At 25.8% G+C, this 25,628-nt stretch carries 29 protein-coding genes; 21 read left to right on the top strand and 8 right to left on the bottom strand.

The genetic code is table 11. The annotated features are described in order from the left end of the window. The first annotated feature begins 97 nt into the window (after positions 1 to 97). From ATCC9714_RS14955 to ATCC9714_RS14940, 4 genes are all read left to right on the top strand, one after another. The gene (locus ATCC9714_RS14955) at positions 98 to 1,873 is read left to right on the top strand and encodes an HD domain-containing phosphohydrolase (RefSeq protein WP_057545763.1); all 1,776 of its coding nucleotides are present in this window, start codon (positions 98 to 100) and stop codon (positions 1,871 to 1,873) included. 89 nt (positions 1,874 to 1,962) lie between these two features. Continuing rightward, entirely contained in the window at positions 1,963 to 3,501 is a 1,539-nt protein-coding gene (locus tag ATCC9714_RS14950) for a GGDEF domain-containing protein (protein ID WP_196333221.1), read from the top strand. An 86-nt stretch (positions 3,502 to 3,587) separates the two neighbouring features. Beyond that, on the top strand, positions 3,588 to 5,225 hold the full coding sequence (gene hcp, locus ATCC9714_RS14945) for a hydroxylamine reductase (protein ID WP_057545761.1): 1,638 nt from the start codon (positions 3,588 to 3,590) through the stop codon (positions 5,223 to 5,225). A 138-nt stretch (positions 5,226 to 5,363) separates the two neighbouring features. Next, positions 5,364 to 5,627 carry a hypothetical protein gene (locus ATCC9714_RS14940; RefSeq protein WP_021121788.1) on the top strand — a complete coding sequence of 88 codons (264 nt, stop codon included), beginning with the start codon at positions 5,364 to 5,366 and terminating at the stop codon, positions 5,625 to 5,627. A 266-nt stretch (positions 5,628 to 5,893) separates the two neighbouring features. Here ATCC9714_RS14940 and ATCC9714_RS14935 read toward each other — a convergent pair whose 3' ends face one another. Continuing rightward, the gene (locus ATCC9714_RS14935) at positions 5,894 to 6,469 is read right to left on the bottom strand and encodes a beta-class carbonic anhydrase (protein WP_057536998.1); all 576 of its coding nucleotides are present in this window, start codon (positions 6,467 to 6,469) and stop codon (positions 5,894 to 5,896) included. 158 nt (positions 6,470 to 6,627) lie between these two features. On the opposite strand from ATCC9714_RS14935, the gene ATCC9714_RS14930 reads away from it, so the two are divergent. From ATCC9714_RS14930 to ATCC9714_RS14915, 4 genes are all read left to right on the top strand, one after another. After that, complete coding sequence (locus ATCC9714_RS14930; protein ID WP_021121807.1) at positions 6,628 to 6,768, top strand: hypothetical protein; 141 nt, start codon at positions 6,628 to 6,630, stop codon at positions 6,766 to 6,768. Between the two features lie 11 nt (positions 6,769 to 6,779). Beyond that, a complete protein-coding gene (locus tag ATCC9714_RS14925; RefSeq protein WP_054630683.1) occupies positions 6,780 to 7,025 on the top strand; it encodes a hypothetical protein in 246 nt (81 codons plus the stop codon). Between the two features lie 174 nt (positions 7,026 to 7,199). Beyond that, positions 7,200 to 9,116, top strand: a complete 1,917-nt coding sequence (locus tag ATCC9714_RS14920) for an FUSC family protein (RefSeq protein ID WP_057545760.1) — start codon at positions 7,200 to 7,202, stop codon at positions 9,114 to 9,116. Between the two features lie 16 nt (positions 9,117 to 9,132). After that, complete coding sequence (locus tag ATCC9714_RS14915) at positions 9,133 to 10,005, top strand: ROK family protein (protein ID WP_057574391.1); 873 nt, start codon at positions 9,133 to 9,135, stop codon at positions 10,003 to 10,005. Between the two features lie 16 nt (positions 10,006 to 10,021). Here ATCC9714_RS14915 and ATCC9714_RS14910 read toward each other — a convergent pair whose 3' ends face one another. From ATCC9714_RS14910 to ATCC9714_RS14900, 3 genes are all read right to left on the bottom strand, one after another. After that, the gene (locus ATCC9714_RS14910) at positions 10,022 to 10,474 is read right to left on the bottom strand and encodes a MarR family winged helix-turn-helix transcriptional regulator (protein WP_021121728.1); all 453 of its coding nucleotides are present in this window, start codon (positions 10,472 to 10,474) and stop codon (positions 10,022 to 10,024) included. A 132-nt stretch (positions 10,475 to 10,606) separates the two neighbouring features. After that, complete coding sequence (locus ATCC9714_RS14905) at positions 10,607 to 10,831, bottom strand: helix-turn-helix domain-containing protein (protein WP_021121751.1); 225 nt, start codon at positions 10,829 to 10,831, stop codon at positions 10,607 to 10,609. A 14-nt stretch (positions 10,832 to 10,845) separates the two neighbouring features. Next, complete coding sequence (locus ATCC9714_RS14900) at positions 10,846 to 11,334, bottom strand: DUF2975 domain-containing protein (protein WP_021127507.1); 489 nt, start codon at positions 11,332 to 11,334, stop codon at positions 10,846 to 10,848. 189 nt (positions 11,335 to 11,523) lie between these two features. Between ATCC9714_RS14900 and msrB the strand changes: the two genes are divergently transcribed. The 8 genes from msrB to ATCC9714_RS14860 all read left to right on the top strand — a co-directional run bounded on the left by msrB (position 11,524) and on the right by ATCC9714_RS14860 (position 17,289). Then, entirely contained in the window at positions 11,524 to 12,477 is a 954-nt protein-coding gene (msrB, locus tag ATCC9714_RS14895; RefSeq protein WP_054630679.1) for a peptide-methionine (R)-S-oxide reductase MsrB, read from the top strand. A gap of 88 nt (positions 12,478 to 12,565) precedes the next feature. Next, entirely contained in the window at positions 12,566 to 13,231 is a 666-nt protein-coding gene (locus ATCC9714_RS14890) for a Bax inhibitor-1/YccA family protein (RefSeq protein WP_057545758.1), read from the top strand. Between the two features lie 59 nt (positions 13,232 to 13,290). After that, positions 13,291 to 13,752, top strand: a complete 462-nt coding sequence (locus ATCC9714_RS14885) for a metallophosphoesterase family protein (protein WP_021127510.1) — start codon at positions 13,291 to 13,293, stop codon at positions 13,750 to 13,752. A gap of 79 nt (positions 13,753 to 13,831) precedes the next feature. Beyond that, the gene (locus tag ATCC9714_RS14880) at positions 13,832 to 14,185 is read left to right on the top strand and encodes a hypothetical protein (protein WP_054631929.1); all 354 of its coding nucleotides are present in this window, start codon (positions 13,832 to 13,834) and stop codon (positions 14,183 to 14,185) included. 89 nt (positions 14,186 to 14,274) lie between these two features. After that, complete coding sequence (locus ATCC9714_RS14875; RefSeq protein WP_054631930.1) at positions 14,275 to 15,366, top strand: putative NPN-dependent ornithine cyclodeaminase; 1,092 nt, start codon at positions 14,275 to 14,277, stop codon at positions 15,364 to 15,366. Between the two features lie 155 nt (positions 15,367 to 15,521). Continuing rightward, a complete protein-coding gene (locus ATCC9714_RS14870) occupies positions 15,522 to 16,358 on the top strand; it encodes a DUF5685 family protein (protein ID WP_054631931.1) in 837 nt (278 codons plus the stop codon). Then, positions 16,351 to 16,797 (top strand): tetratricopeptide repeat protein, encoded by a 447-nt coding sequence (locus ATCC9714_RS14865; protein ID WP_021121741.1) that lies wholly within the window; start codon positions 16,351 to 16,353, stop codon positions 16,795 to 16,797. Before ATCC9714_RS14870 ends, ATCC9714_RS14865 begins: the two co-directional genes overlap by 8 nt. A gap of 6 nt (positions 16,798 to 16,803) precedes the next feature. Next, positions 16,804 to 17,289, top strand: a complete 486-nt coding sequence (locus ATCC9714_RS14860) for a hypothetical protein (RefSeq protein ID WP_054631933.1) — start codon at positions 16,804 to 16,806, stop codon at positions 17,287 to 17,289. Positions 17,290 to 17,338: 49 nt separating this feature from the next. Here the strand turns inward: ATCC9714_RS14860 and ATCC9714_RS14855 are convergent, their stop codons facing one another. Further along, a complete protein-coding gene (locus ATCC9714_RS14855; protein ID WP_021121804.1) occupies positions 17,339 to 18,124 on the bottom strand; it encodes a hypothetical protein in 786 nt (261 codons plus the stop codon). Between the two features lie 19 nt (positions 18,125 to 18,143). After that, complete coding sequence (locus ATCC9714_RS14850) at positions 18,144 to 18,872, bottom strand: HAD family hydrolase (RefSeq protein ID WP_021127517.1); 729 nt, start codon at positions 18,870 to 18,872, stop codon at positions 18,144 to 18,146. Between the two features lie 191 nt (positions 18,873 to 19,063). Between ATCC9714_RS14850 and ATCC9714_RS14845 the strand changes: the two genes are divergently transcribed. From ATCC9714_RS14845 to ATCC9714_RS14835, 3 genes are all read left to right on the top strand, one after another. Then, on the top strand, positions 19,064 to 20,146 hold the full coding sequence (locus ATCC9714_RS14845; protein WP_057545757.1) for a hypothetical protein: 1,083 nt from the start codon (positions 19,064 to 19,066) through the stop codon (positions 20,144 to 20,146). Between the two features lie 94 nt (positions 20,147 to 20,240). After that, the gene (locus tag ATCC9714_RS14840) at positions 20,241 to 20,627 is read left to right on the top strand and encodes a YtxH domain-containing protein (RefSeq protein WP_021127519.1); all 387 of its coding nucleotides are present in this window, start codon (positions 20,241 to 20,243) and stop codon (positions 20,625 to 20,627) included. A gap of 1 nt (position 20,628) precedes the next feature. Continuing rightward, positions 20,629 to 20,964 (top strand): hypothetical protein, encoded by a 336-nt coding sequence (locus tag ATCC9714_RS14835; RefSeq protein WP_021121767.1) that lies wholly within the window; start codon positions 20,629 to 20,631, stop codon positions 20,962 to 20,964. 143 nt (positions 20,965 to 21,107) lie between these two features. Here the strand turns inward: ATCC9714_RS14835 and ATCC9714_RS14830 are convergent, their stop codons facing one another. Continuing rightward, on the bottom strand, positions 21,108 to 21,602 hold the full coding sequence (locus ATCC9714_RS14830; RefSeq protein WP_021127521.1) for a hypothetical protein: 495 nt from the start codon (positions 21,600 to 21,602) through the stop codon (positions 21,108 to 21,110). Positions 21,603 to 21,798: 196 nt separating this feature from the next. Between ATCC9714_RS14830 and ATCC9714_RS14825 the strand changes: the two genes are divergently transcribed. Continuing rightward, positions 21,799 to 22,176 carry an ArsR/SmtB family transcription factor gene (locus ATCC9714_RS14825; RefSeq protein ID WP_021121818.1) on the top strand — a complete coding sequence of 126 codons (378 nt, stop codon included), beginning with the start codon at positions 21,799 to 21,801 and terminating at the stop codon, positions 22,174 to 22,176. A gap of 25 nt (positions 22,177 to 22,201) precedes the next feature. Then, the gene (locus ATCC9714_RS14820) at positions 22,202 to 24,571 is read left to right on the top strand and encodes a heavy metal translocating P-type ATPase (RefSeq protein WP_057545756.1); all 2,370 of its coding nucleotides are present in this window, start codon (positions 22,202 to 22,204) and stop codon (positions 24,569 to 24,571) included. Positions 24,572 to 24,680: 109 nt separating this feature from the next. Here ATCC9714_RS14820 and trhA read toward each other — a convergent pair whose 3' ends face one another. Next, the gene (gene trhA / locus ATCC9714_RS14815; protein ID WP_333634580.1) at positions 24,681 to 25,337 is read right to left on the bottom strand and encodes a PAQR family membrane homeostasis protein TrhA; all 657 of its coding nucleotides are present in this window, start codon (positions 25,335 to 25,337) and stop codon (positions 24,681 to 24,683) included. Positions 25,338 to 25,628: the final 291 nt, after the last annotated feature.

The raw sequence follows: 25,628 nt of genomic DNA, 5'->3' as shown, positions 1-25,628 counted from the left end.
AATTTTATATAATTTAAATAGTATGATTTAACTAAAAACAAAGGTATTTATATAGGCGAAAATGGTATTAAGACCTATATTAGAAGGGAACTGAGATATGATAGATAAGCATGTGAAACAGGTTTTAGATAATATGCCATTTCCAGTTTGGATAAAAGGATTAGATAATAAAATAAAATATGCAAACAGTAAATTTGATGATATATGTAATTTAAGTTTAATAGGTAAAGAAAATAAATATGATAGATTGTGTAAAGAGTGTTATTTAAATGATAAATGTAATAACCTTATGTATGAAGTAATAGAAAATAATAAAGAAATGATTCAATTTGATATAGATATATATGATAAAATATCAAAGTGTTATATAACTCAATTTAAAGATAAAAATAAAAACGTAATTGGATTTATGGGTATGTTAATGGATATCAGATGTAAATGTGAAACTCAAAAAAAATTAGATAAAAATGAACATATACTAAGAACTATAATAGATACTATACCAGATTATATTTTTTATAAAGATAAAAATTGCAGGTACCTAGGGTATAATAAAAAATGGAAAGATTTTTATATGAACTTAGGGATAGATTCTATGATAGGAAAGAGCGATTTTGAAAGTGGAGCAGTTCCTTATGAATTAGCAAAAAAGTTTGTAGAAGAAGATGAATATATATTAAAAAATAAAAAAATAAAAATTTGTGAAAGAGAATTTAAGGATAAAAGTGGAAACTTAAGGGTTGAAGAAACCATTAAAGTACCAGTTATTAATGATAATGGAGATGTATGGGGAATAGTAGGTTTGGCAAGTGATGTAACTGAAAAAATAGAGTTAAAAGAAAAGTTAATAAAGTTAAGTTATACAGATAGTTTAACTGGAGTTTACAATAGAGCATGCTTTGAAGATAAAAAAAATGAATTAAATAAAAGTAAATACCTTCCAATAGGTGTTATAATGGGAGATGTAAATGGATTAAAGGTAGTAAATGATACATTTGGGCATTTAGAAGGAGACAAGCTATTAAAAGAAATAGCTAATGTACTTAAACTTTCAACTAGAGAAGAAGATTACATATTTAGATGGGGTGGAGATGAATTTGTAATACTTATGCCTAATTGTGGTAAATATAAATGTGAAGAGATTATTGCTAATATATTAAATAGATGTAAAAAATCTAAATTTAATCTAATAGAGTTAAGTATAGCATTAGGGTCATCCATAAAGGATACATTAGAAAAGGATTTATATGAAAACTTAAAAGAAGCTGAAGAAAAGCTATATAGACAAAAATTCTTAAAAGAAAAAAGTATACAAAGTTCAATAATATTTTCATTATTTCAATCCCTACATGATAAGCAAATTGAATCAAAAATCCACATACAAAAACTAGTCAAATATGCTCTTAAAATTGGATATAAATTAGGTTTTACTCCTGTTCAATTAGATGAATTAGAATTAGTAACAAAACTTCATGATATAGGTAAAGTTGGAATTGATAAAGATATTCTATTAAAAAAAGAACAGTTAACAGATGAAGAAATTAAGATTATTAAAACACATACAGAAAAAGGATATAGAATTTTACAAGCTTCTAGTGATTTATCACATATATCTAGAGTAGTATTAACTCATCATGAAAAATATGATGGAAGTGGCTATCCATTAGGTCTAAAAGGTGAGGAAATTCCTATCATGGCTAGAATAATAAGAGTTGTAGATTTTTATGATAGTATTATGGATAGTAAATATAAAAACAGATTAGAGCTTAAATCTAATGCTATAGAAGAAATTAAAAGATATAAAGGAAAGAAGTTTGATCCAAAGATAGTAGATATATTTATAGAAATTTTAGAACTAGAAAAGGAGTACTAATATTAAAAACCTTAAAGAGGTGATACATGAAGCTGGCAAAATCAAACAAATATATATGTATATTTATAGTGTTTATAGGAGCCTACTTTTTGTTTCTAAATATAAACAGTATAAATGAAATTAGAGAAAGTAAAAAAGGTATATTAAATGAATCAAAACTCCAAATCCAGGAAGGAAAGTATGATTTAGCAGAAAAAAACCTAGAAAAAATTGCAAATGATAAACATATATTTAATGCTTTGAGTAAATCAGATAAATTTAATGTTTATAACTATCTTGGAATAATAAATACATTCCAAGGAGAAACAGTTAATGCAATACTTATGTATGAAAAGGCTGATAAATATGTAAGTAGAGGTAATAAATATAAAATAGATATAAATTCTGCAATTGCATATAGACATATGGGAGAGTACCTTAAAAGTGCAGAAATTTTAGTGGGAATAATAAGAACTAAGGATGGTAATGAGGCAGAAGATGCTAGGATAAAGACGTATGCATTACTTAATTTAGCAGAGATATATTTGCATATAGGTGATATGAGTGAGTTTCAGTCTATTTTAAATAAAACTGAGGGATATCTAGACAAACTACCACAATATCATAAAGACGATTTACTTATAATGTATTACTCAGATTTAATTGTGAGTGAAGTATATAATAATAAACTTGAAAAAGTAAAATATTATTTCGATAAGATAGAAAGCTTAGAAGCCAAAAACTCAGAAATTTATTATACCGAAAATAAAATGCTAAAAATTCGAGCATATGCTATTTACTATAAAAAAATAGGAGAAACAGATAAGGCACTAGAAGAGTTTAAAAAGCTTGAATTATATGGTGCAAAAGAAGGAGATAATTATATTTCTAAGTTTGCGATATCAGAGCGAATAAACATATATAAAAAGCAAGGTAATCAAGAAGAATATGAGAAACTAATAGAAGAATATTATAATGAGGATAAAGAAATTTCAACTATAAATAATAGACAATATAAATTTCATTTAAGTAATAGAATTTTAGAACAAAATAAAGTAACTATAATGAAAAGAACAGTAATATTATTTATATTAATAAATGTAGCCCTTGTTATAGTTGTAATACTTATTTATAAAAATATGAAAAAATCTAGAATAGAGTCTATGAAAGACGCTTTATGTGGAGTATACAATAGACGATATTTTGAACTATATAAAAAGAATATACGAAAAAAAGATTTTCCTATATCTTTTTTAATGATAGATGTTGACTATTTTAAACTTTATAATGATAATTATGGCCATCAAAGTGGAGATGAAGTATTAAAACTTATCTCTAACGTTTTAAAATATAGTTGTAGAGGTAACGACATGGTTTTTAGATATGGTGGAGAAGAATTCTGTGTAGTACTTAAAAATACGTTCAAAGATGAAGCTATAGGCTTTGCAAAGAGGATAAAATATAATATATCTAAAGAAGAAGTCAAACATGATTACTCTGAGGTAGAAAATTATATAACTTTAAGTATTGGAATCTCAACTATATATTCAAAGGAAAACTTAAAAGAAGCTATAAATTTAGCAGATAGGGCACTTTATACATCAAAGGCTAATGGAAGAAATAGCTATACTCATATAGAAGATTTATAAATAGTGTAACTTAGGTTACGCTATTTTTTTTTATTTAAATATATAATTATCTCATAAGGAAAGACAAATAAATTGGAGGGATTTTTATGGAGAATAAAATGTTTTGTTTTCAATGTCAAGAAACAGCAGGTTGTACAGGATGTACTAAATTCGGAGTTTGTGGAAAATCACCAGATTTAGCTAGAATGCAAGATCTTTTAATATATACTACAAAAGGTTTATCAGAAATTACTACAAGATTAAGAAATGAAGGTAAAAAAGTAGCAGATGAAGTAAATCATTTAGTAACTATAAATTTATTTACTACAATAACTAATGCAAATTTTGATAATGAAGTATTTTATGAAAGAGTAAATAAAACTTTACAAGTAAAAGCTGATTTATTAACTGAGTTAGCTGATAAAGAAGATTTATCTGAGGCTGCATTATGGAATGCAACAACTAGAAAAGAAATGGATGAAAAATCAACTAAAGTTGGAGTATTAGCAACAAAAAACGAAGATATAAGAAGTTTAAGAGAATTAATAATATATGGACTAAAAGGAATGTCTGCATACATGAAGCACGCAAATGCATTAGGATATGATAATGAGGATATTAATGCATTTATGCAAAGCACTTTAGCAAAAACTCTAAATGATAATTTAACTGTACAAGAATTAGTTGAGTTAACTTTAGAGACAGGTAAAGTAGGGGTAGATGCGATGGCATTACTTGATAGTGCTAACACTGGAACTTATGGACACCCAGAGATAACAAAAGTTAATATTGGAGTTAGAAATAATCCAGGAATATTAATATCAGGTCATGATTTAAAAGACTTAGAGTTATTACTAAAACAAACAGAAGGAACAGGTGTAGATGTATATACTCACTCAGAAATGCTTCCAGCTCACTACTATCCTGCATTTAAGAAGTATTCTCATTTTGCAGGAAACTATGGTAATGCATGGTGGAAACAAAAAGAAGAATTTGAAAGCTTTAATGGACCTATATTAATGACAACAAACTGCATAGTTCCTCCAAAAGATAGTTATAAAGATAGAGTATACACTACAGGAGCAGCAGGATTTGAAGGATGTACTCATATAACAGGAAATTCAGAAGATGATAAAGATTTCTCAGTAATAATAGAGCATGCTAAAAAATGTGCAGCGCCTAAAGAGATTGAAACAGGGGAAATAATAGGTGGATTTGCTCATAATCAAGTTTTCGCACTTGCAGATAAAGTAGTTGATGCAGTTAAATCAGGAGCTATTAAGAAGTTCTTTGTTATGGCAGGATGTGACGGAAGAGCAAAATCAAGAGAATATTATACAGAATTTGCAAAAGCTTTACCAAAAGATACTGTTATATTAACTGCAGGATGTGCAAAATATAAATATAATAAACTTCCACTAGGAGATATAAATGGAATACCAAGAGTTTTAGATGCAGGGCAATGTAATGATTCATACTCATTAGCTCTAATCGCTTTAAAATTAAAAGAGGTATTTGAGTTAGAAGATATAAATGAATTACCTATAGCATTTAATATAGCTTGGTATGAGCAAAAAGCTGTAATAGTTTTACTATCACTATTATACTTAGGAGTAAAGAATATACATTTAGGACCTACATTACCTGCATTTTTATCACCAAATGTTGCTAAAGTTTTAGTTGATAACTTTGGTATAGGTGGAATAACTAATGTTGAAGATGATTTAAAAATGTTCTTAGGATAAAATAAATAAGGTAAGTGATTATAATCACTTACCTTATTTTTATAAAAAATAATTATAAATTAAAATATGTTATTAAGTATAAAGCTAGTTAATAATAAATATAATTTACTATAAAGTAAAATATATGGGGGAAAGAATATGAAAATTATTGCTAAACCTGCTAAAGCTAAAAGACAAAATATAAGTAATATACCTAATACTATAGCTTTCACATTTATTAGAAATTGGCTATCGGATAAGAAATATGCTAGTGAAAGAGAACAGTATTTTATAGGAAATTTATCTTCTCAAGAAGTTAGTTTAGCTATGAAAGAAATAAAATGGTTATCAAGAAATTATAAAGATTTAGATATTATAACAGTAGAAGATAGCGGTGGAAATATTACTAAAGTAATAATATAAATTAAAAAAAGAAGGCATCTTAAATTAAGATGTCTTCTTTTATAAAACTTTCACACTATAGTTCAAAGCTGAACATTTATATCTTACATCTTTACCCTAGGATGTAAGGTATTTCAACAAAACAAATAAAATAAAACAAAGTCAGGAGTATGATATGTAATCTATCACACAATGTTCAAACATTAAAGATATATTGAACAATTTAATTATATTCCTAATAAATAAATTTGTAAATAGTAAAAAAACTAACAAATTATTTTTTTACATTATTTTACATACCCATCAACTACAATATCTAATTTTCCAGTAGTAGGACAAATCACTAAACCATGAACAACTATATCTTTTGGAGTTAAAGGATGATTCTTAACCATTTCTACACTATCTACTATAGATTCTTCAACAGATTCAAATCCATGTAACCATTTTTTAATATCTATACCAGAATTAGAAAGTATATTTATTGTCTCATTAGGTATTCCTTTTTTTACAATTTTATCTAATAAATTTTGAGTATCTAGATTACACATACCACAGCCTTGGTGTCCTATTATTAAAACTTCATCAACTTCAAATTCATAAATAGCAACTATTATACTTCTCATAATACTGCCGAAAGGATGAAGTACGGTTGCTCCTGCGTTTTTAATTATTTTTGCATCTCCATTTTTTAGATTCATAGCTTTTGGAAGTAAATTCGTAAGTCTAGTATCCATACAAGATAATATAACTATTTTTTTATCTGGATGTTTAGATGTTTCATATTTTTCATATTCTTTATTTTCTATAAAATCTCTATTAAACTTAAGTATTTTATCTAATTTCCTATTTTCGAAACTCATATAAATACCCCTTTCATATCCTTTTTATTTTCACTAATTTTATATTACAAAAAGATATTTTACAAGTTAAAACATTAATATGCAATTTGCATTAAAAAATGTTTGATTAGTTAAAGTTGGGTATATATATAATATAAAAATTGAGGAGGGTTTAGAGTATGAGTAGAGATAGAATGAACTTTAGATCAACAAAAGAAGACATAGAAAGAAAAGATTGTAATTATAAAGCAAAACAAGATGAAGAAAAATATGAAATAAATAGAAAAAAAGAAATCGAAAAATCAAAAGAGCATAGATAGGAGAATGGAATATGAGTAATTTAAAGCAAGAAAAAAATAAGCTAGATAAAGAAATTTTATCAGAAGAAAGAATAGTCAATAAAATAGAAAGAAAATCAAAGGAATTCGATAAAAAAGAAAGTGAAGTTGATAGTAAGTTACATTATCAAGAAGCACAAAAAGAATCAAGAGCAGAGCATAAAGCTGAAAGAAAACTTGAAGTTGAAAATTTTGAAGAAAAGCGTTTAGAAAGAGAAATGAAGAAACAAGATAAATAGATGTTTATAAATTTGTATAAATAAACTTTTATACAAGTATATAAGTATCTATTTTATAAATAAAAATTTTGAATAGTAAAGTGTAGACTTTTCATAATATAATGAGGGGATACACTTTTTTTTTGAAGAAATATATATAAACTAAATTTAAAATCGCTAAAAGGTGGTTAAGTAATGATTAAAATAAAAAAACAATTAACTAATATATTTGTATTTTTTATAGCTATTATATCTATATTTTCATTTTTAATATTTGGAAAAGAGAACCTATTAATAGGAATAGGATCCATTAGTATAGCTATAACTATGATAGGTCAAAATTATAAATCTAATAAAATACAAACTTTTATAACTCTATCAGTAATTCAATTGATACTAGGTTTAGGAGCATATATATCAGGATACTCGTCAATAATAGCAACTTTTGTAAGTTTGAGTATAAGTTTTTCCATTTATTACATATTTAGTAATGAAACCAAAGCATCAAAGAGTAGTGCATTTATGACTTTATACGTATTACTTTTATATTCACCTATAACAATCGAACAATTACCTAAAAGACTAATTGCTTTAATTTTTTCATCTTTAGTTATAATGTGCTTATATTTTATATTAAGTAGATACAATTTTAAAAAGATAACTAACAGTCAGATTATAAATACTATAGATTTAATAAATAAACAATTAGATTTGATAAAGGAAGGACAAGTAATTGAGGAATTTAATAAAAATGCAAGTATACTTTTAAAAAATATAGAATTAAATATATACGATTCAATTGAAAAAAATAAAAAGCTATCAATTGAAGTTTACAAAAAAGAGGTTGTAGTACTTTTGTTAAAAAAAATTAATACGAGTTTAAATTACATAAAAGAAAGTGAAATAGATGAAACTTTATTTAAGAATCTAAAATTTGTTTTAGATGATATAAAGTTATATATATTAGAAAAAATTTCAGATAATGAACTAAAAGAAAGATTTATTAAGTACGATAGTAATTATGATATAAAAAGTTTAAATAGTGATTTAAAAACCTATAATTATTACAATCTAAGATTAGCCATAAAAGAATTATATAGACAATTAGATAATGAATTTATAATTCAGAACTTAAGAGAAAAAATAAGCCTTAGATTACAGTTAAAAACAGATATAGACATACTAAAAAATAATTTTAGTATGTCATCTTTAAGATTTAATATAGCTGTAAAGGCATCTATACTAATTGCAACTTCTATATTTATAGTTAATTATTTTAATATATACGAAGGTAAATGGATTGTGCTTACTCTTTCAATATTACTATTACCATATGCAGAACAGAGTAGTAAAAAAGCATTAGATAGAGTTATAGGGACTGTAATAGGTGCTATTATATTTGGATTAATATATAAATTTATTGATGGAAATATTATTTTAATTACAATAGTGTTTTTAATTTCATTATATATGAATATATCAGTAAGAAAATACGATATAAGATGTATCTTCATAACTATAAATGCAATAATGGCAGTAAAAATGATATATCCAAGTTCTGTAGTATTTAAGTTAATAGAATACAGGATAGTTTTAATTTTAATTGCAGCATTACTTACATGGATTATAGTTAATTTAATATTTCCATATAAAATAAAAAATGATATTGCAAATATTATTAAACATTATATTAAATTCGATAACTATATAATAAGTTTGTCTACATCAGAAGGAATTGAATATGAAGAAATAGAAAAGATTAATATTAAAAATAACTATTTATGGAGTAGGGTTAATTTTATAAACAAACAATTAAAAAATGATGATATAGAAGAATTTTTAAAAAGACAAAATGATTTTTTTACAAATATAAGCTTATCAATACTTTTAGGTGGAGGAGTAGATAAACAGCTAAGATTAATAAAAAAATTAAAAAGGGAAGCAAAGAGTCAAATTAAAAGTAAAAGTTTATATGATTCATATAAAAAGATTTTTTCTAAATCAAATGATGATTTAGAAAAAGCTATAATTATAAGTTTTTATAGAATATATATGGATATAAAAGATATAAGTTTATTGGGAGAAAATATTATAAAAAAATATATTAATTAATTTTATGGGGGATAAAATGAAAAAATTTATATGTTTAGATATAGGTGGAACCTATATAAAGTACGGTGTATTAACTGAAGATATGAAATTTTTAACTAAAGGTAAAGTACCTACAAAAAAAGAAAATATCAATATTTTAGAAAATATATCATCAATAATAAAAAATTGTAAGAGAGATCATAGTATAAGTGGAATTGCTATATCTAGTGCAGGAATTGTAGATAGTGATAAAGGAAATATAATATCGGCTACATTAATCGATGGATACTCTGGATTAGAGTTGAAAAAAGAGTTAGAATATGAATTTGATTTAAAATGTGAAGTTGAAAATGATGTAAATTGTGTAGGTATAGCTGAAAACTATTTAGGAGAAGCAAAAGATGCTAAATCTTGTGTATGCATAACTGTTGGTACAGGTATAGGAGGTTGTGTATTAATCGATAACAATGTTATAAATGGATTCACTAATAGTGCAGGAGAGTTAGGTTATATGTATGTAAATAACAATAGATTTAGTCAAGTAGCAACAGCAAGTTCATTAGTAAAAAATGTTTCTAGATTAAAAGCTAAGGAGATGAATGGAGAAGAAATATTTCAACTGGCTAAGGATGGGGATAGTTTATGTATAATAGAAATAGATAAAATGTTAGAAAATTTAGCTACAGGAATTGCAAATATAATATATATACTAAATCCAGAAGTTATTGTACTTGGAGGAGGTATAATGGAACAAGAAATGTATATAAAAGAAAGACTTAATTATTTTTTAAAAGAAAAAGTTGTAAGGGATATATTTAATAATACAACAATTAAATTTGCAAAAAATCAAAATGATAGTGGGATGTTAGGAGCTTTAATAAATTTTTTACAAAAAAATAAAAAATACTAGTTTTTACTAGTATTTTTTATTTTTGAAATTTATCATTAGATTCTTTAAAATTTGTACTTAATTTTTTTAATAATCTCAAAAATTCTTTTTTTTCATCTTCAGTAAAATTTGAATAAGCAGTCTCTTTTACTTGACTAGATATAAGATCAAACTTATCTTTAATTTGAAATGCTTTATCTGTCAAACTTATATAAGTAACTCTTTTATCTAAATTGCATTTTTCTTTTTTTATATAACCTAGATTAATTAACTTATTAACTAAAGCTGTTACAGTTGACTTGTCTTTACCTATTTTATTAGATATTTCCTTCATAGTTAACTTACCATCACTTTCATAAAGTGCAGTTAATATATTACCATGAGTTGGAATTAAATCATTTAAATTATTACTTTTTAATCTATTTTCTATAAACTTAATCATATTCGCTTTAGCTCTACTAACGAAATACACAATATATTTATCATTCAAAAAAATCACCCCCTAAAAAGGATAAATCAATTTATATAATATAATACCACATCATTGTATTTTCTAACTATATCTTTAAAATAAAAAAACCACCTATTACTTTTTGTAAAAGTGGTTTATGTTAGGGTTTAGTTATTTTAATCTTGGGTCATCCTCGTTTACATATTCTAATATATCACCAGGTTGACAGTCTAGGATTCTACATAAAGCATCTAAGGTAGTAAATCTAACCGCTTTAGCTTTATTGTTTTTTAGAATTGATAGATTAGCCATGGTAATACCTAATTTTTCAGAAAGCTCAGTTGAGCTCATTTTTCTCTTTGCCATCATGACATCTAAGTTAACAATAATTGGCATAATAAAATTCCTTTCTATATTGTCTTATCATTTTCATCCTTAATATCTATAAATAGTTTAAATAGTTCCGAAGCTACTAACGATAATAATCCTATTGTAATAGAAACAAAAGTAATAGCTATAAAAGGGCCGAACCAAAGGATATTTTGGAAGAAATCTACAAAGCTTTTTAAGTACCAAACACATCCTATAAATATAAATATTTCGCTAAATGCACAAATAGAAATTTGTCTTAAAAATATAACTATTTTTTTAGAAAATGGATTATTTTTAGCTATTAGACTACAAAGCCTTTTCAGGTTGAAAAGTGCTATTAAATACGGTACAGCACATATATAAATGCAAGTAGTTAAACCTATAACTAAATTATGATCTATTAACGAATAAGAACTTTTTAAGTAAGCTGTTAAAATCAGTGGTGTTCCTAACAGAAGTATACATGTAATTGTTATTCCTAACAATACGATTATATTTAAAATTTTAGAAGTCATACTACCTTTCATGAATTTCACCTCGTTTTTATTTTATTATGATCTTAATAATATATAAATATTTATTGAATGTCAATAAATATTTATATATTAAGAATAATGCAAGGATAATAAATATCAAAATATAATTAGATATAAGAAAGATTATAAAAATTAAAATAGGGAATAAATAATTTAAATATTAATTTAGGAGGGATGTATATGAAAAAACTAGCAACATTTGCAGGGGGATGTTTTTGGTGTATGTTTAAACCATTTAGTAATTATGATGGAGTAGAGAAAATTATAGCTGGATACACTGGTGGTATAGCTGAAAATCCTACATACGAGGAAGTTTGTTCAGAAATTACAGGACATTTAGAAGCTATACAAATTGTTTATGATGATACTTTGGTTAGATATGAAGATTTATTAGATATATTTTGGAAGCAAATTGATCCGACTGATGAAGGAGGACAATTTAATGATAGAGGAAATAGATATAAAACAGCAATATTTTATCATGATGAAAATCAAAAAAAATTAGCTATAGAATCAAAAGAAGCACTAGAAAAAAGTAACTTATTTGAAGATCCTATAATGACTGAGATTTTACCTGCAGAGAAGTTTTATATAGCAGAAGAATATCATCAAGATTATTATAAAAAAGAACCTATACATTATGAATTATATTTTAGAGGATCTGGAAGATATGATTTTATCAAAAATAATTGGGATAAAAATAATATAAATAGAGATAAATTAAAAGAGTCACTAAGCCCTATACAGTTTGAAGTTACACAAAATGATCAGACTGAGCCCCCTTTTAAAAATGAATATTGGGACAATAAGGAGGAAGGAATATATGTAGACATAGTAAGTGGAGATGTTTTATTCACATCAAGAGATAAGTTTGACTCAGGGTGTGGATGGCCAAGTTTTACAAAGCCAGTTAGTGAAAAAGTACTTAGGGAAAAAAGTGATTTTTCACATGGAATGTATAGAACAGAAGTTAGAAGTACTAAAGCAAACTCTCACTTAGGACATGTCTTTGATGATGGGCCTAAAGAATCAGGTGGACTTAGATATTGCATAAATTCGGCAGCTTTAAAATTTATTCCAAAGGATAAAATGAAAGAAATGGGATATGAGAATTATTTAAATTTACTAAATTAATTTAAAAACTTGTAACTTAAAATTAACTTTATTTGGGTATATAAAAGTTATAATTAGGTTAGAGAATTAAAAGAGGAAGTGAATTTAAATGGATAAATCAACTATGAATCCTATGTCACAAGTATTTAAATACTTAGCTATTTCAATATTGTTTTGTTTTGTAGGCTATGGATTTGGAAAAGCATTCATACCTGAAAGTGTAGCTATGATGGCTAACTTGTTGGTTATAATTTTAGTTATTGCATTATTGATTTTATGCTTATTGTCTAGAAAAGGAATAATACCAGATAGATTTAGTATGAACTGGGTATATTTATTTACTTTTATAAATGGTATATGTATATATCCTATACTTGAAATGTATGTTGGTGAATTAGGAACACCAGTAGTTTTAGGAGTGCTAGTAGGAACTGCTGTTATTTTCTTTGTATTATCATTAATAGCTAGAAAAGAAGATAGTGATAAATATTTAAGAATGGGTAACCTATTATTTATATCTTTGTTAGTACTTATAGTTCTTACTGTAATAGGTATATTTGTAGGATATGGAACTTTTAATATATTAGTAACCATATTTAGTATATTAATATTTGGTGGATATATTTTATATGATGTTAGCTTAGTAAAACATGATATTGAAAATGGAAATGTAAATGATAGCAAGGATTTATCTTTACATGTACTTAATTTATATCTAGACTTTATAAATATATTCTTAGATATATTGAATTTAATATATAATTTTAAAGAATAAAGAAAATACCCCTTGGATGCTTACAAGGGGTATTTTAATTTTATAGAAAGGAAAATGTGATGAAAATAGGGATAATATCAGATACTCATGGATTATTAAGAGATGAAGTGAAAAGTAATTTACAAGATTGTGATTTGATTTTACATGCAGGAGATGTAGGAAATTTAGAACTAATAAATGAATTAAATAGTATAACAAAATGCGAATTTATAAAAGGAAACTGTGATAAGAAAATTGAATTTGAAAATATTGAAGATAATAAGGTTATTGATATAAATGGAATAAAAGTTTATATGGTTCATGATTTAAAATCCATAAAATATAATCTAAAAGAACTAGATATAGATATAGTTGTCTATGGTCATTCTCATAAAAAAAATTACTATGAAAATGATGGGATTATTTATATAAACCCTGGATCAGTTGGGCCTAAAAGATTTAAGTTGCCTACTCATATGGCTAAATTAGAAATTAAAAATAATGATTTAAATAACTTTAAGTTAGATTTTATAGAAATATAAATTAAACTATGGCAATTAGTTGCTAAGCTTTGATACAATGTTTTATAGCAAAAAAAGTAATTGTATCTAGGAGGATAATATGGACAGGTTTTATAAGTATATAGATTTAATTTTAGAAGAAGCTCCTGAATTTATGAAAGTAGATGAAGGCGGAGAGGTTTATGTAATTTTAGACTATATAGTGTCTAAGATGAGTGATAAAGCAATGCCTTGGTTATTTAAGGTTTATTTAGATAAAAAATTTAATATAATAGTTGATGATGAACTAACTGAATATATTATTAGGAAATATAATAAAGCAAACTTAAAGATTTTAAATATAAATGGAAATTTATTTTTAAATAAAGAAGTTATAGCTGTTATTTTAGAGGAATTAGAAAAAGCTAATGAAGGAGAGTTTAATCAAAAAAGTTTAACGTTTTCATTAAGATAGAGTTATATATAGCAAATTTTTAACAAGTAATGATATAATTATATTTGAAGAGGTAAATTAAGGATAAAATATTTTGGGAGGCTATAGAGATGACTTTTAAATTAAGAGAGTATAGAGAACCAGATTTTACACAAGAGAGATTTGTTAATGCACCAGATGCAATTTACGGAGTAGTTGAAAAAGATGGAGTAGCACCAGATAATTATCATGCTATGTCTATATATCCAGAGTACTTTAAAATAGCTGGTAAGTGGGTTTTGGCTGAAGAAAGTAGAATGGATTGTGTACCTATAATAACAAATGAAAATAAAATAGATGTTGTAGAATTTAGGAGACTAAAAGTAGGGGATAAAGTAATTGTAGGAAGAACAGAAGATGCAGCTGATGGTATATATTTATATCCAAATGGTTTCCAAAGTGAAGAAGAAGCTAAAGGCGATGTATTTGCTTTTAGATCAGGAAGATCTAGAGAAACATCGTATACTAAAGATTATGAAAATATGTATGAGTTATTAAAATATGAAAAAGAACATGGATATATAGTTTGGGTCCTAGGGCCTGCTGCTGTATTTTCTAAAGGGGCTAGAGATGCTATGGCATCTTTAATAGATAATGGATATGTAAATGCATTCTTGGGAGGAAATGCTGTAGCTACACATGACTTAGAGGCTGGTGTATTTGAGACAGCGCTTGGACAGCATGTTTACACTCAAGAATCTATAAAGGACGGTCATTATCATCATTTAGATTTATTAAATAAAGCAAGAAGAGCAGGGGCAATAGAAAAGTTAATTGAAGAAGAAAATATAACAGATGGAATAATACATGCTTGTGTAAAAAATAATATTCCTATAGTACTTGGAGGTTCTATAAGAGATGATGGACCATTACCGATAGTATATGGAAATGTATATGAGGCACAAGATGCTATGAGGCAACATGTGAGAAAAGCAACTACAGTAATTTGTTTAGCTACACAGCTTCACACTATAGCTGTAGGAAATATGACTCCTTCATATAGAGTTGTAGATGGAAAAGTTAGACCTGTAAATTTCTATACGATTGATATTTCTGAATTTGCAGTAAACAAATTAAGAGACAGAGGTAGTTTAGAAGTTATAACTATGGTTACTAATGTTCAAGATTTCTTAGGAAAACTAGCAGAAAATTTAGTAGATTAATTATAAAATAAAAAACCATAAGAATTTTTAATTCTTATGGTTTTTTCTATATAGAGTATATATAACATTAGGGTTTGATATAATACTAAAATACATATATTATTATATAAAGAAAAAGAAAATATACTTATGGCTAAAAAATAGAAAGGATATATATGTTTGGATATGTTAGAATTAATAAAATGGATTTAACTTTTAGAGAGTTTGATACATATAAAGGGTATTACTGTGGACTTTGTAAATATTTAAAAGAAAATCATGGAGAAATTTCAAGATTATCATTAAATTATGATATAACATTTTTAATATTATTATTAACATCTGTTTATAGACCAAAGTCAACATTGACTAAAGAAGTATGTATTGCTAATCCTATAAAGAAAAAAAATAGAATTGTCAACGAAGTTACAGAATATGCTGCAAGTATGAATGTACTTTTAACTTATTATAAGTTAGAAGATAATTTACATGATGATAAAGGTGTAAAAGATATAATAGCTTATAATTTATACAAAGGGAAGCTTAAAAAGGCATATGAAAAATATCCTAAAAAAGCTGATTATATAAAAAGTCAGTTAGAAGAGTTACAAAAACTAGAGTCAGAAAACAGTACAAATATAGATAAAGTATCTAATACATTTGGTAATCTTATGGGAGAAATATTTGCTTATAAAGAAGATGATTTTGAGGGAAAATTAAGAAGTATAGGTTTTAATATAGGGAAATATATATATATATTAGATGCATATGAAGATTTGGATAAAGATATAAAAAAAGGAAGATATAATCCATTTATTGAATATATTGATAAAAAAGAAGAACTGATAAAAAAAGTAGATAAGCTTATATCTATAAGTTTAGGCTATTTATCACAGTCAATAGATGAGTTACATATAAAAACTAATGTAGGAATAATAGATAATATAATTTATTCAGGTGTATACTTAAGATATAAAAATATACTAAATAAAGGGTGTGAAGTTAATGTATAGTAATCCTGTTTACAATGAAAATATGAATTTAGCTAAAAGTCTTATAGAAAGAAAAGACTTTAAAAAGGCCTATGATTTACTGGAATCCGTAGCTGATAAAAGTAGTGCTAAATGGTTTTATCTAATGGGGATAACTTCTTTAAACATAGGATATTATGAACAAGGAGAAGAATATTTAAAAAAGGCTGTGTCATTAAGTCCAGATAATAACGAATATAAAGATGCTTTCATTAGATATAATAATAATTATAATGATTATGATAGGAGAGCTAGAAGTTATAATAGAAGAAGACGTAATGATTTAGACGGATGTTGTTGCTGTTGTTGTGATGATTGTTGCTGTTGTTGTGGAGATGACTTCTGTGAAGTTTGTACAAAATTATGGTGCTTGGATAGTATTTGTGAGTGCTTTGGTGGAGACTTTATAGAGTGTTGTTAATCTAGCATGGGGAAAAAAATATCATACACGGGAATCTTATTAGCTTTAAATATTATATTACTGATTTTATCTAATATAATACCTGTTAATACTTTATTCTTTATGGGATTAGCATCTTTAATAGTAGCAATTGTTGTTTTAGAATATGGATTTAAAATGGGAGTGGTTTTCTATATAGCATCATCTATTTTAAGTTTCTTTATTATAATGAATAAAGCTCAATGGCTGTTATATATATCTACATTTGCTTTATATGGATTAATTAAATATATAATAGAAAATGGTAGGTCTATTTACCTAGAGATATTTTTAAAATTAGTTTTTGCAAATTCAATAATGATATTTTTAATATGTATACTTAAAGGTATAATTTTTATACCTGTAAATATAGTATCGATTTTATTGTTCCAAATTATATTTTTAGTATACGATTATGTATATACGTTATTTATAGATTACTATGAAACTAAATTAAGAAAAATTATAAAGTAAAAAGGAGGGAATTTATCCCTCCTTTTATAATTTCCTAGGAAATTATATCTTATATTAAATTAAAATGTTGTAATTGGATATCTTCTAGTGGTTTTCTGCAAGATTTACAACAATATGTAGATTTATCATCTTCAAAAGTATCATTATCCTTATTGAATTTTACATTTACTTCTTTTAAGATTCCGGATGTAGGTAGATGGATATTACAATTCTTACAATTTTCAATATTTATAATATCTTCCAATTTTGAAGGTGTTATATCATAAATCTCATTTTTACAATTAGAACAAACCACTATATCAAGCTGGTTAGGACTAGATCGGATAAGTTTTCTATGAGAAACTGAATATGTACATTTTGATGATATAAGTATGTTATATCCAGATTCAAATATATTTAAATTACAATGAGGACAGTTATAAATCGGTCCTACATAATTTTCGCTTAATATTTCTTTGATTTCAAATTCTATATCGCTATCCTTTGAAGTTTCTTTAAGGTCATTTAAATCTTCTTTTCCAGCTAGATATCTTAAAACATTAGAAGAACCTTCTGTATTAGCAACATCAATTAAATGATTTCTTATAGAGCTAAAAGATTTATTCTTAGATACACTGTCTAAATTAAACTTATTAACTTCTACTGAATATCTTATTATAGAAATAAAATCGTGTTTTGCTGCAAAGAATAAAGCCATTTCATCGAAATCTTTATCACTAGATTTTTCTAGAAAATCTAGCCATAAGTCAGGGTTTTCTAAATATAAAGACTTACTTAAAGCCTCAACATCATTATCTAAATTTTTCATGAATTCACTATTATTTCTTAAATCCATTTATACCTCCTAGTAAATGTTATATATCTAAAATCTCAACAGAAGCAGGTAACTGATATATTAAGTCTTTTCTTTCAACTATTATTTTAGATATGTTCTTTATATTTTTATCTGAGTTTATTTGAGAAAGTAATTCTTTTGTTGGATTTATAGCTATTGGATTTCCTACTCTTCTAAGCATATTTATATCTCCGTTGGTATCTCCATAAGCATATGATTTAGATAAATCTATATTGTATTTTTCAACAAATCCATTTATAGCAACATTTTTACTTGCAGAATCCCACATTGGAATAACCTCTCCATTAAATGTTCCATTCTCAAAAACATAAGTACTACCTATAAAATCAGTAGCATTATATTTTTTTGCCATTTTAGAAACTAAGAAATCAGGACTTCCAGATATAAATATTACAACGTGACCTTGATCTAAATGCCAATTAATTTGAGATCTAGCATACTTATATACCCTATCGGATTTTAATTTTATAACTTGGTCACTAGTGAAGTTTATAGAACATAAATCTAAACCTTTTAATGATTCAACATATATATCACATACTTCAAATAAATAATCATCGTAATTACCTTGTCTCTTATCCCAATTGACAAATGTATCTCTTGCATTAGCTAACCATACTTTTTCGTCTATTATTTCATATCTTATAAGTTTCTTGAAGTGCTCAACCATTAATGAATCTCTGTATAGAGTACCATCTATATCAAAGAATGCTGCAATTTTTTTCATACTATACCACCTCAATTCATACGATTTTTCTTTTATCTATTATATTATAAAATTAGCATAGAGTTGTAAAAATATAAGAAATAATTTAAAATTAATTTTTAAATAGATGTATTTCATAATACATTAATTCAAATGATTATATTTAGTTTACTATAAATTTAAATTAAATATTATAAGAAAGGATGTTAAAAATGAATTTCATTTTTGCCAAAGTTACCAATTCTAGGTTAATGGGAAGTATGGGGCTTATTATAGGTTGGGAAGATAAAGATGACGTATTGTATCAATATTTTTTAATTGATGCAGAAGGCTTAGGAATAGCTGACTACGTAAGCTTGAGAAATGCATCATATGAAGAATTAAATAGAGAACAAGAAAGATTAATGGGCGGATTAGGAGCAGATAGAATACAAATAACAGAAGATGAAGCACTGACTTTAGTTAACTACTATGGCAATAAAACTATTTATTGGGAAAAAGAGTTGCCAGGGGAAACAAGTGAGTATATAGATTTTATAAAAAATTATAAACCTACAATTGATATATTTGATTTATACCCTAAGATTTGTAAAAAGATAGATACGGATATAGAATTTATAAATTATATGACTATGAGATTTATAGCTTGGGATAAAGATAGTTTAAAATATTTTTCAAATAATGAAGATATAGCTAGTATGCATATAACTAATATCAATGGAGCTCTACTAAAGAATAAAGTTACTAAAAAAGATGATAGTATGTATATTTGCGATGTTTTATATGAGGATAATGATGGATATTATACATGCAAATTAGCTTTTCATATAAACTACGAGAATGATCAATATAAAATTAACTCATTAATGTTTACAGATAAAGAAGGTATATATGATTTTGAGGTATTTGATGAAATCTCAAAGTCAGAGTATGTTGCTATTTATGATTTAAAAGAAAAGGATGATTTTATAGATAAATTTTATAAATTAAATCCATTTGTTTTAAAAAGTGATTTAGACTTAGGAACTCTTTTCACTAGATTTAATTTTGACAATAATCATGTTAAAGAAGACGTTTATGTAATAAATAATGATTTAAGTGCTCTTTATTATCAGATGAAAGATCAGTTTTTTGTAGCTACATATAATGAGAAAGATAGATTATATATAAATAAGCTATTACAATGCAATTTTTCAGACTATATAGATTTTAAAGAGGAGTTATTTTTTGATCAAAATGTTTTATATGAATTTGTAGAGTGTGAATCAGAAGATTTTTATGATTTTCTAGATTAAATTAGATTTTGACATTATTTTATTGTAAAATAATGTTAATTTACTATTAATCTGGGTATACATTTTGATATAAAACAAATTTGGAGGAGATAAAATGAATTTAGCACAAAAAATAGAACAAAAAAGAAGAGCAAAAAAAATAGCTGAGAGAAATAAAAAAATGAAAATAGCAACAGCAGGGATAGCTGCAGGAATAACAGCAGGGGCTTTAGGTGGTATATTGTTAGCTCCTAAGTCAGGTAAAGAAACAAGATTAGACATAAAAGATAAATCTCAACAAGTAGCAAATAATATAAATGAAAAATCACAAAAGGCTAAAGATAAAGTTAATGAACAAATGTCTATAGGTAAAGAAAACTTTAATGAGTCAAAGAAAAAAATAAAGGAATATTTACAAAGTAGAAAAAATAAAGAAACTAATATAGAAAATACATCAGAAGATGTTGCTCAAGTAGAATCTGAGGAAAAGGTAGAGGCTTAATATGTATATAGATATAAACATATTATACTTTATATTAGCATTATTAGGATGTCTAGTTTTAGTTTACCTAATAATTACTTTAAAAAATATAAATGACTTTATAAAGTCTACAAAAAATATAATAGAGCTTAATTCAAATAACGTAACAACTACAATAAATAAATTGCCTGAAGTTATAGATAATGTTAATGAAATCAGTGATAATTTAAAAGATGTAACGGAAGTTATTACTGATACTACAGCAGACTTTATAGTTGCAAAAGAACATGTTAAGTCAAATGTAGAAATAGCAACAGATATATTAAAGATAGTAAAAAATGTTGTTTCAAATAAATAATGTAGAAAAAAAGCCCTTAGCATAAGCTAGGGCTTTTTTCATGTATTTATAATATTGGGGGAATATTATGAGGAATACATTAGTATTATTGATCAAAATTATAAATTTTATACATAAATTAAAAAAATAATTAAAATTAATTACTACATTTCTTCCTCATCAAATTCCTCAATATTTATATTGGGCATACCAGGCATATACCCCATACCAGGCATACATCCCATCATAGGCATTCCATTCATAGGTTTCATTGAATCCATACATGGGTTTGGAATATTATCTTGCATATGGTTATCCATATTCATAGAAGGCATAGGATTAAATTGATTTGCACCACCCATCATTTGCATCATTTGCATCATTTGCATACACATTTGCATCATTAGACTTGGGTCCATACCACCCATCATAGGATTCATCATATAAGGATTCATATACATCATAGGATTATTTTGATATGGATTTGAATATTGTTCATTTTGATTTTCATTGTTACTTTGTTGCTTATTATTTTGGCTAGGCATAGGATTTACCATATAAGGATTCATATATACCATAGGATTAACATAAGGCATAGGATATATATATTTATTATCCATGTCAGAAAACATAGGGTTCATATAACCATCAAAATTCATAAGTAATTGACCTCCTAAATTAAAGACTTCGAATCTTAAATCTGAAAACACTTTATTATATATATATAAGAAAAAATCATTGATTATGTGCATTTAAAAATAAATTTATATAATTTGTTGCAAAAAGAACAAGCTAAGCATATAATATTATATATGAACAATTATTCATATGTTTGTATGAATGGGAGGTAAAATTATGAAATGTAATACAGAAGAAATAAGAGATTGTCTTTGTGAACAAGTTCATGAAGAGTTAGTAGATAAAGCTAAACAAAAAATGCCAGAAGAAGAAACATTATATGATTTAGCTGAACTATTTAAAGTTTTTGGTGATACAACTAGAATTAAAATTTTATATGCATTATTTTCAAGTGAAATGTGTGTATGTGATATAGCTGATTTATTAAAGATGACGCATTCTGCAATATCTCACCAGTTAAGAGTTTTAAAGCAAGCAAGACTTGTTAAATTTAGAAAAGAAGGAAAAATAGTTTATTATTCGCTAGATGATAATCATATAAGCCAAATTTTTAACTGTGGATTATCTCATATACAGGAAACATACAATAAATAAATTTCATAGAAATAGAGGGGATATTATGACTACACAAGCTCTTGTAAAAAGAGAGATTATATTAGATGGATTAAACTGTGCACATTGTGCAGAAGTAATAAACGAAAAAGTTAATAATTTAGAAGAAGTTGAGAGTGCTAATTTAAACTTTATAAATAAAATTTTAACTTTAAATATAAAGCCTAGTTATAATCAAGATAAAATTATAGAAAAAGTTATAAAAATAATAGATGATACAGAACCAGGATTAAATATAAAAGTAAAAGAAATGAAAAATAAATCTAAAAAGAAAGAATTAGTATTAAATGGACTTAATTGTGCACATTGTGCAGAGGTAATCTGTGAAAAAGTGGATAAGTTAAGTGAAGTAGAAAGTGCTAATTTAAACTTTATCAACAAGGTGTTAACAATTAATTTAGAGTCAGGAGTTAACTCTAAGGATACTCTAAATAAGATAATAAAAATAATAAATGATACAGAACCAGGTTTAGATATTCAATTAAAAGAAAATAAGAGAAGCGTAAATAAAAATAAAGAAACTGAAAAAAGTAATACAGATAAAAAAGATTTATTAAAGCTTATAATAGGAGTTTTAGTGTATATATTTGGTATATACGAGATTGCAATAGGAAAAGAGTCTGAATTTAGTACTATTGTATTTGTAGTAGCTTATATAATTGTAGGTGGAGATGTATTACTTAAAGCCCTTAAAAATATTGGTAAGGGGCAAATATTTGATGAAAACTTCTTAATGTCTATTGCAACAGTAGGGGCATTAGCTATAGGTGAATCAGCAGAAGCTGTCGGTGTAATGGTATTTTATAAAGTCGGTGAGTTTTTACAAGCTAAGGCTGTTGGAAAATCAAGAAAATCTATAGCATCTCTTATGGAGATAAGACCTGACTATGCAAATTTAAAAATAGGTTCAGATATAAAAGAAGTTTCCCCATATGATGTAGAAGTTGGAGATTTAATAGTAGTAAAACCAGGTGAAAAGATACCGTTAGATGGGGTTATTGTAGATGGATTTAGTATGGTTGATACATCTGCTTTAACAGGAGAATCTTTATTAAGAGAAGTAGGTAAAGGTGAAGAAGTTTTATCTGGCTTTATAAATAAAAATGCAGTCTTAACTATATCAGTCCAAAAAGAATTTGAAGAATCTACAGTTTCTAAAATTTTAGACTTAGTTGAAAATGCTAGTGCTAAAAAATCTAAAACAGAAAACTTTATAACTAAGTTTTCTAAGTACTACACTCCTATAGTTGTTGTATCTGCAGTATTAATAGCTATAGTTCCTCCAATAATAATTCCGGGAGCAACATTTGATAATTGGTTTTATAGAGGGTTAATATTCTTAGTAGTATCTTGTCCATGTGCATTAGTTTTATCTATACCACTTAGTTTTTTCAGTGGGATAGGATACGCATCTAAACAAGGTATTTTAATAAAAGGAAGTAGTTACTTAGAAACATTAAGAAGTGTAGATACTGTAGTATTTGATAAAACAGGTACACTTACAAAAGGGGTATTTGATGTAACTTATGTAAAGCCTGTAGGAATAGATAAAGAAGAGTTAATAAAATATGCTGCCATAGCAGAGGTTAACTCAAATCATCCAATTGCAAAGTCTATAGTGAGACATTATGAAGGTAATATAGATTTAGATAAGGTTAAGAATTATGAGGAAATAGCAGCTCATGGAATTAAAGTAGATTATGAAGGAGAACATATTTTAGCTGGAAATGAAAAGTTAATGATGGCTGAAAATGTATTTTATTCAAAAGCTGAAGAAGTAGGAACTGTTGTATATATAGCTGTAAATAAAAAATTTAGAGGATATATTGTTATATCAGATCAAGTAAAAGAAGATTCAAGAGCTTGTATAGAAGGACTTAAGAAAATTGGAATAAAAGAAACTGTAATGTTAACAGGTGATAACCAAGCTGTTGCCAGTGATATAGCTAATAAATTAAGCTTAGATAAAGTTTATGCAAATTTACTTCCAACTGATAAGGTGGAGAAATTAGAAGAGCTATATAATAGTAAATCTGAAAATGAAAAAATTGCATTTGTTGGAGATGGAATTAATGATGCTCCAGTTCTTGCTAGAGCAGATGTTGGTATTGCAATGGGAGGATTAGGATCAGATGCAGCTATAGAAGCTGCAGATGTAGTTCTTATGACTGATGAACCAAGCAATATTGTAAAAGCCATAGAAATATCAAAGAAAACTAATAAAATTGTTTGGCAAAATATAATTTTTGCTTTAGGAGTTAAAGTAATAGTTTTAGTACTAGGAGCAGGTGGAGTAGCGACTATGTGGGAAGCTATATTTGCAGATGTAGGAGTTGCCTTAATAGCTGTTTTAAATGCAATGAGAGTTATGAAGTAAATGTTTATAATAAAAAGGATGTGGGATTTAACCTGCATCCTTTTGTTTTTAAATGATTTTTATAACTAAAAATAGAAAAAGTCGAACTTAATTTAAGTTCGACTAAAATTTATATAACATAATTAAAAACACAATAAAAATGTGTTAAACTTCCAAGCATAACAAAAATGTGGAATATATCATGGAAGCTTAGATATTTAAAATTTAAACATTTAGGTTTAAGTCCATATATTATGCCACCTATAGTATAAAATACTCCTCCTAAAGCTAAATAAAAAACGCCTTCAGGAGATATAGCCTTAGATAGGGGTCCAATTATAAATATAGAAATCCACCCCATAACTATATAAATAGAAGTTGATAGCCATCTAGGGCAATTAAACCAAAACATTTTAAATAGCACACCGGCAACTGCAATAGCGGAAATTAATCCGAAAAGCATTGAACCGTGACCTCCATTTAATGCGATTAAACAAAATGGAGTATATGAACCTGCTATTAATATAAATATCATTGAATGATCAAGTTTTCTTAAAAACTTAATTACTTTATCTGATGAAACTACTAAATGGTATGTGGCAGAAGCTGAATACAGAAGTATCATACTTACACCGAAAATTATTACTGCAGTTAAGTTTACTATTGTAGGGCTATTTATAGTAGTTTTTATAACTAAAGCTAAAAGGCCTACAAAAGAAAGAACTGCACCTGCTAAGTGAGTAAACCCACTAACTGGTTCTCTAAGATAACCACCCAAAATAATCACTCCTTTATTTAAATGATGAATTATTATATTTAAAGTTATGTCCAAACATATATCTGTTTAAAATATTTTATCATACTTACAATAAGTTTATGTTAAATATATGAATTATTTATGAATTATCAATAAATTAATAAAATTAAAAAATATAATAAAAAATAAAAAACTTTTTAAAAAAGTATTGACGTTATAAAATGAAGGTGATATAGTATTACTTGTCCTTAAGAAAAGGGCAAACATGAACTTTGAAAATTAAACAGTAGGTTAATTATAAAAATTCTTTTTAAAGAATTA

The sequence above is a fragment of the Paraclostridium sordellii genome (assembly GCF_000953675.1).
Lineage (GTDB): Bacteria > Bacillota > Clostridia > Peptostreptococcales > Peptostreptococcaceae > Paraclostridium > Paraclostridium sordellii.
Note: the sequence above shows the minus strand (reverse complement) of the source record. Positions and strands in the feature narration are given on the sequence as shown.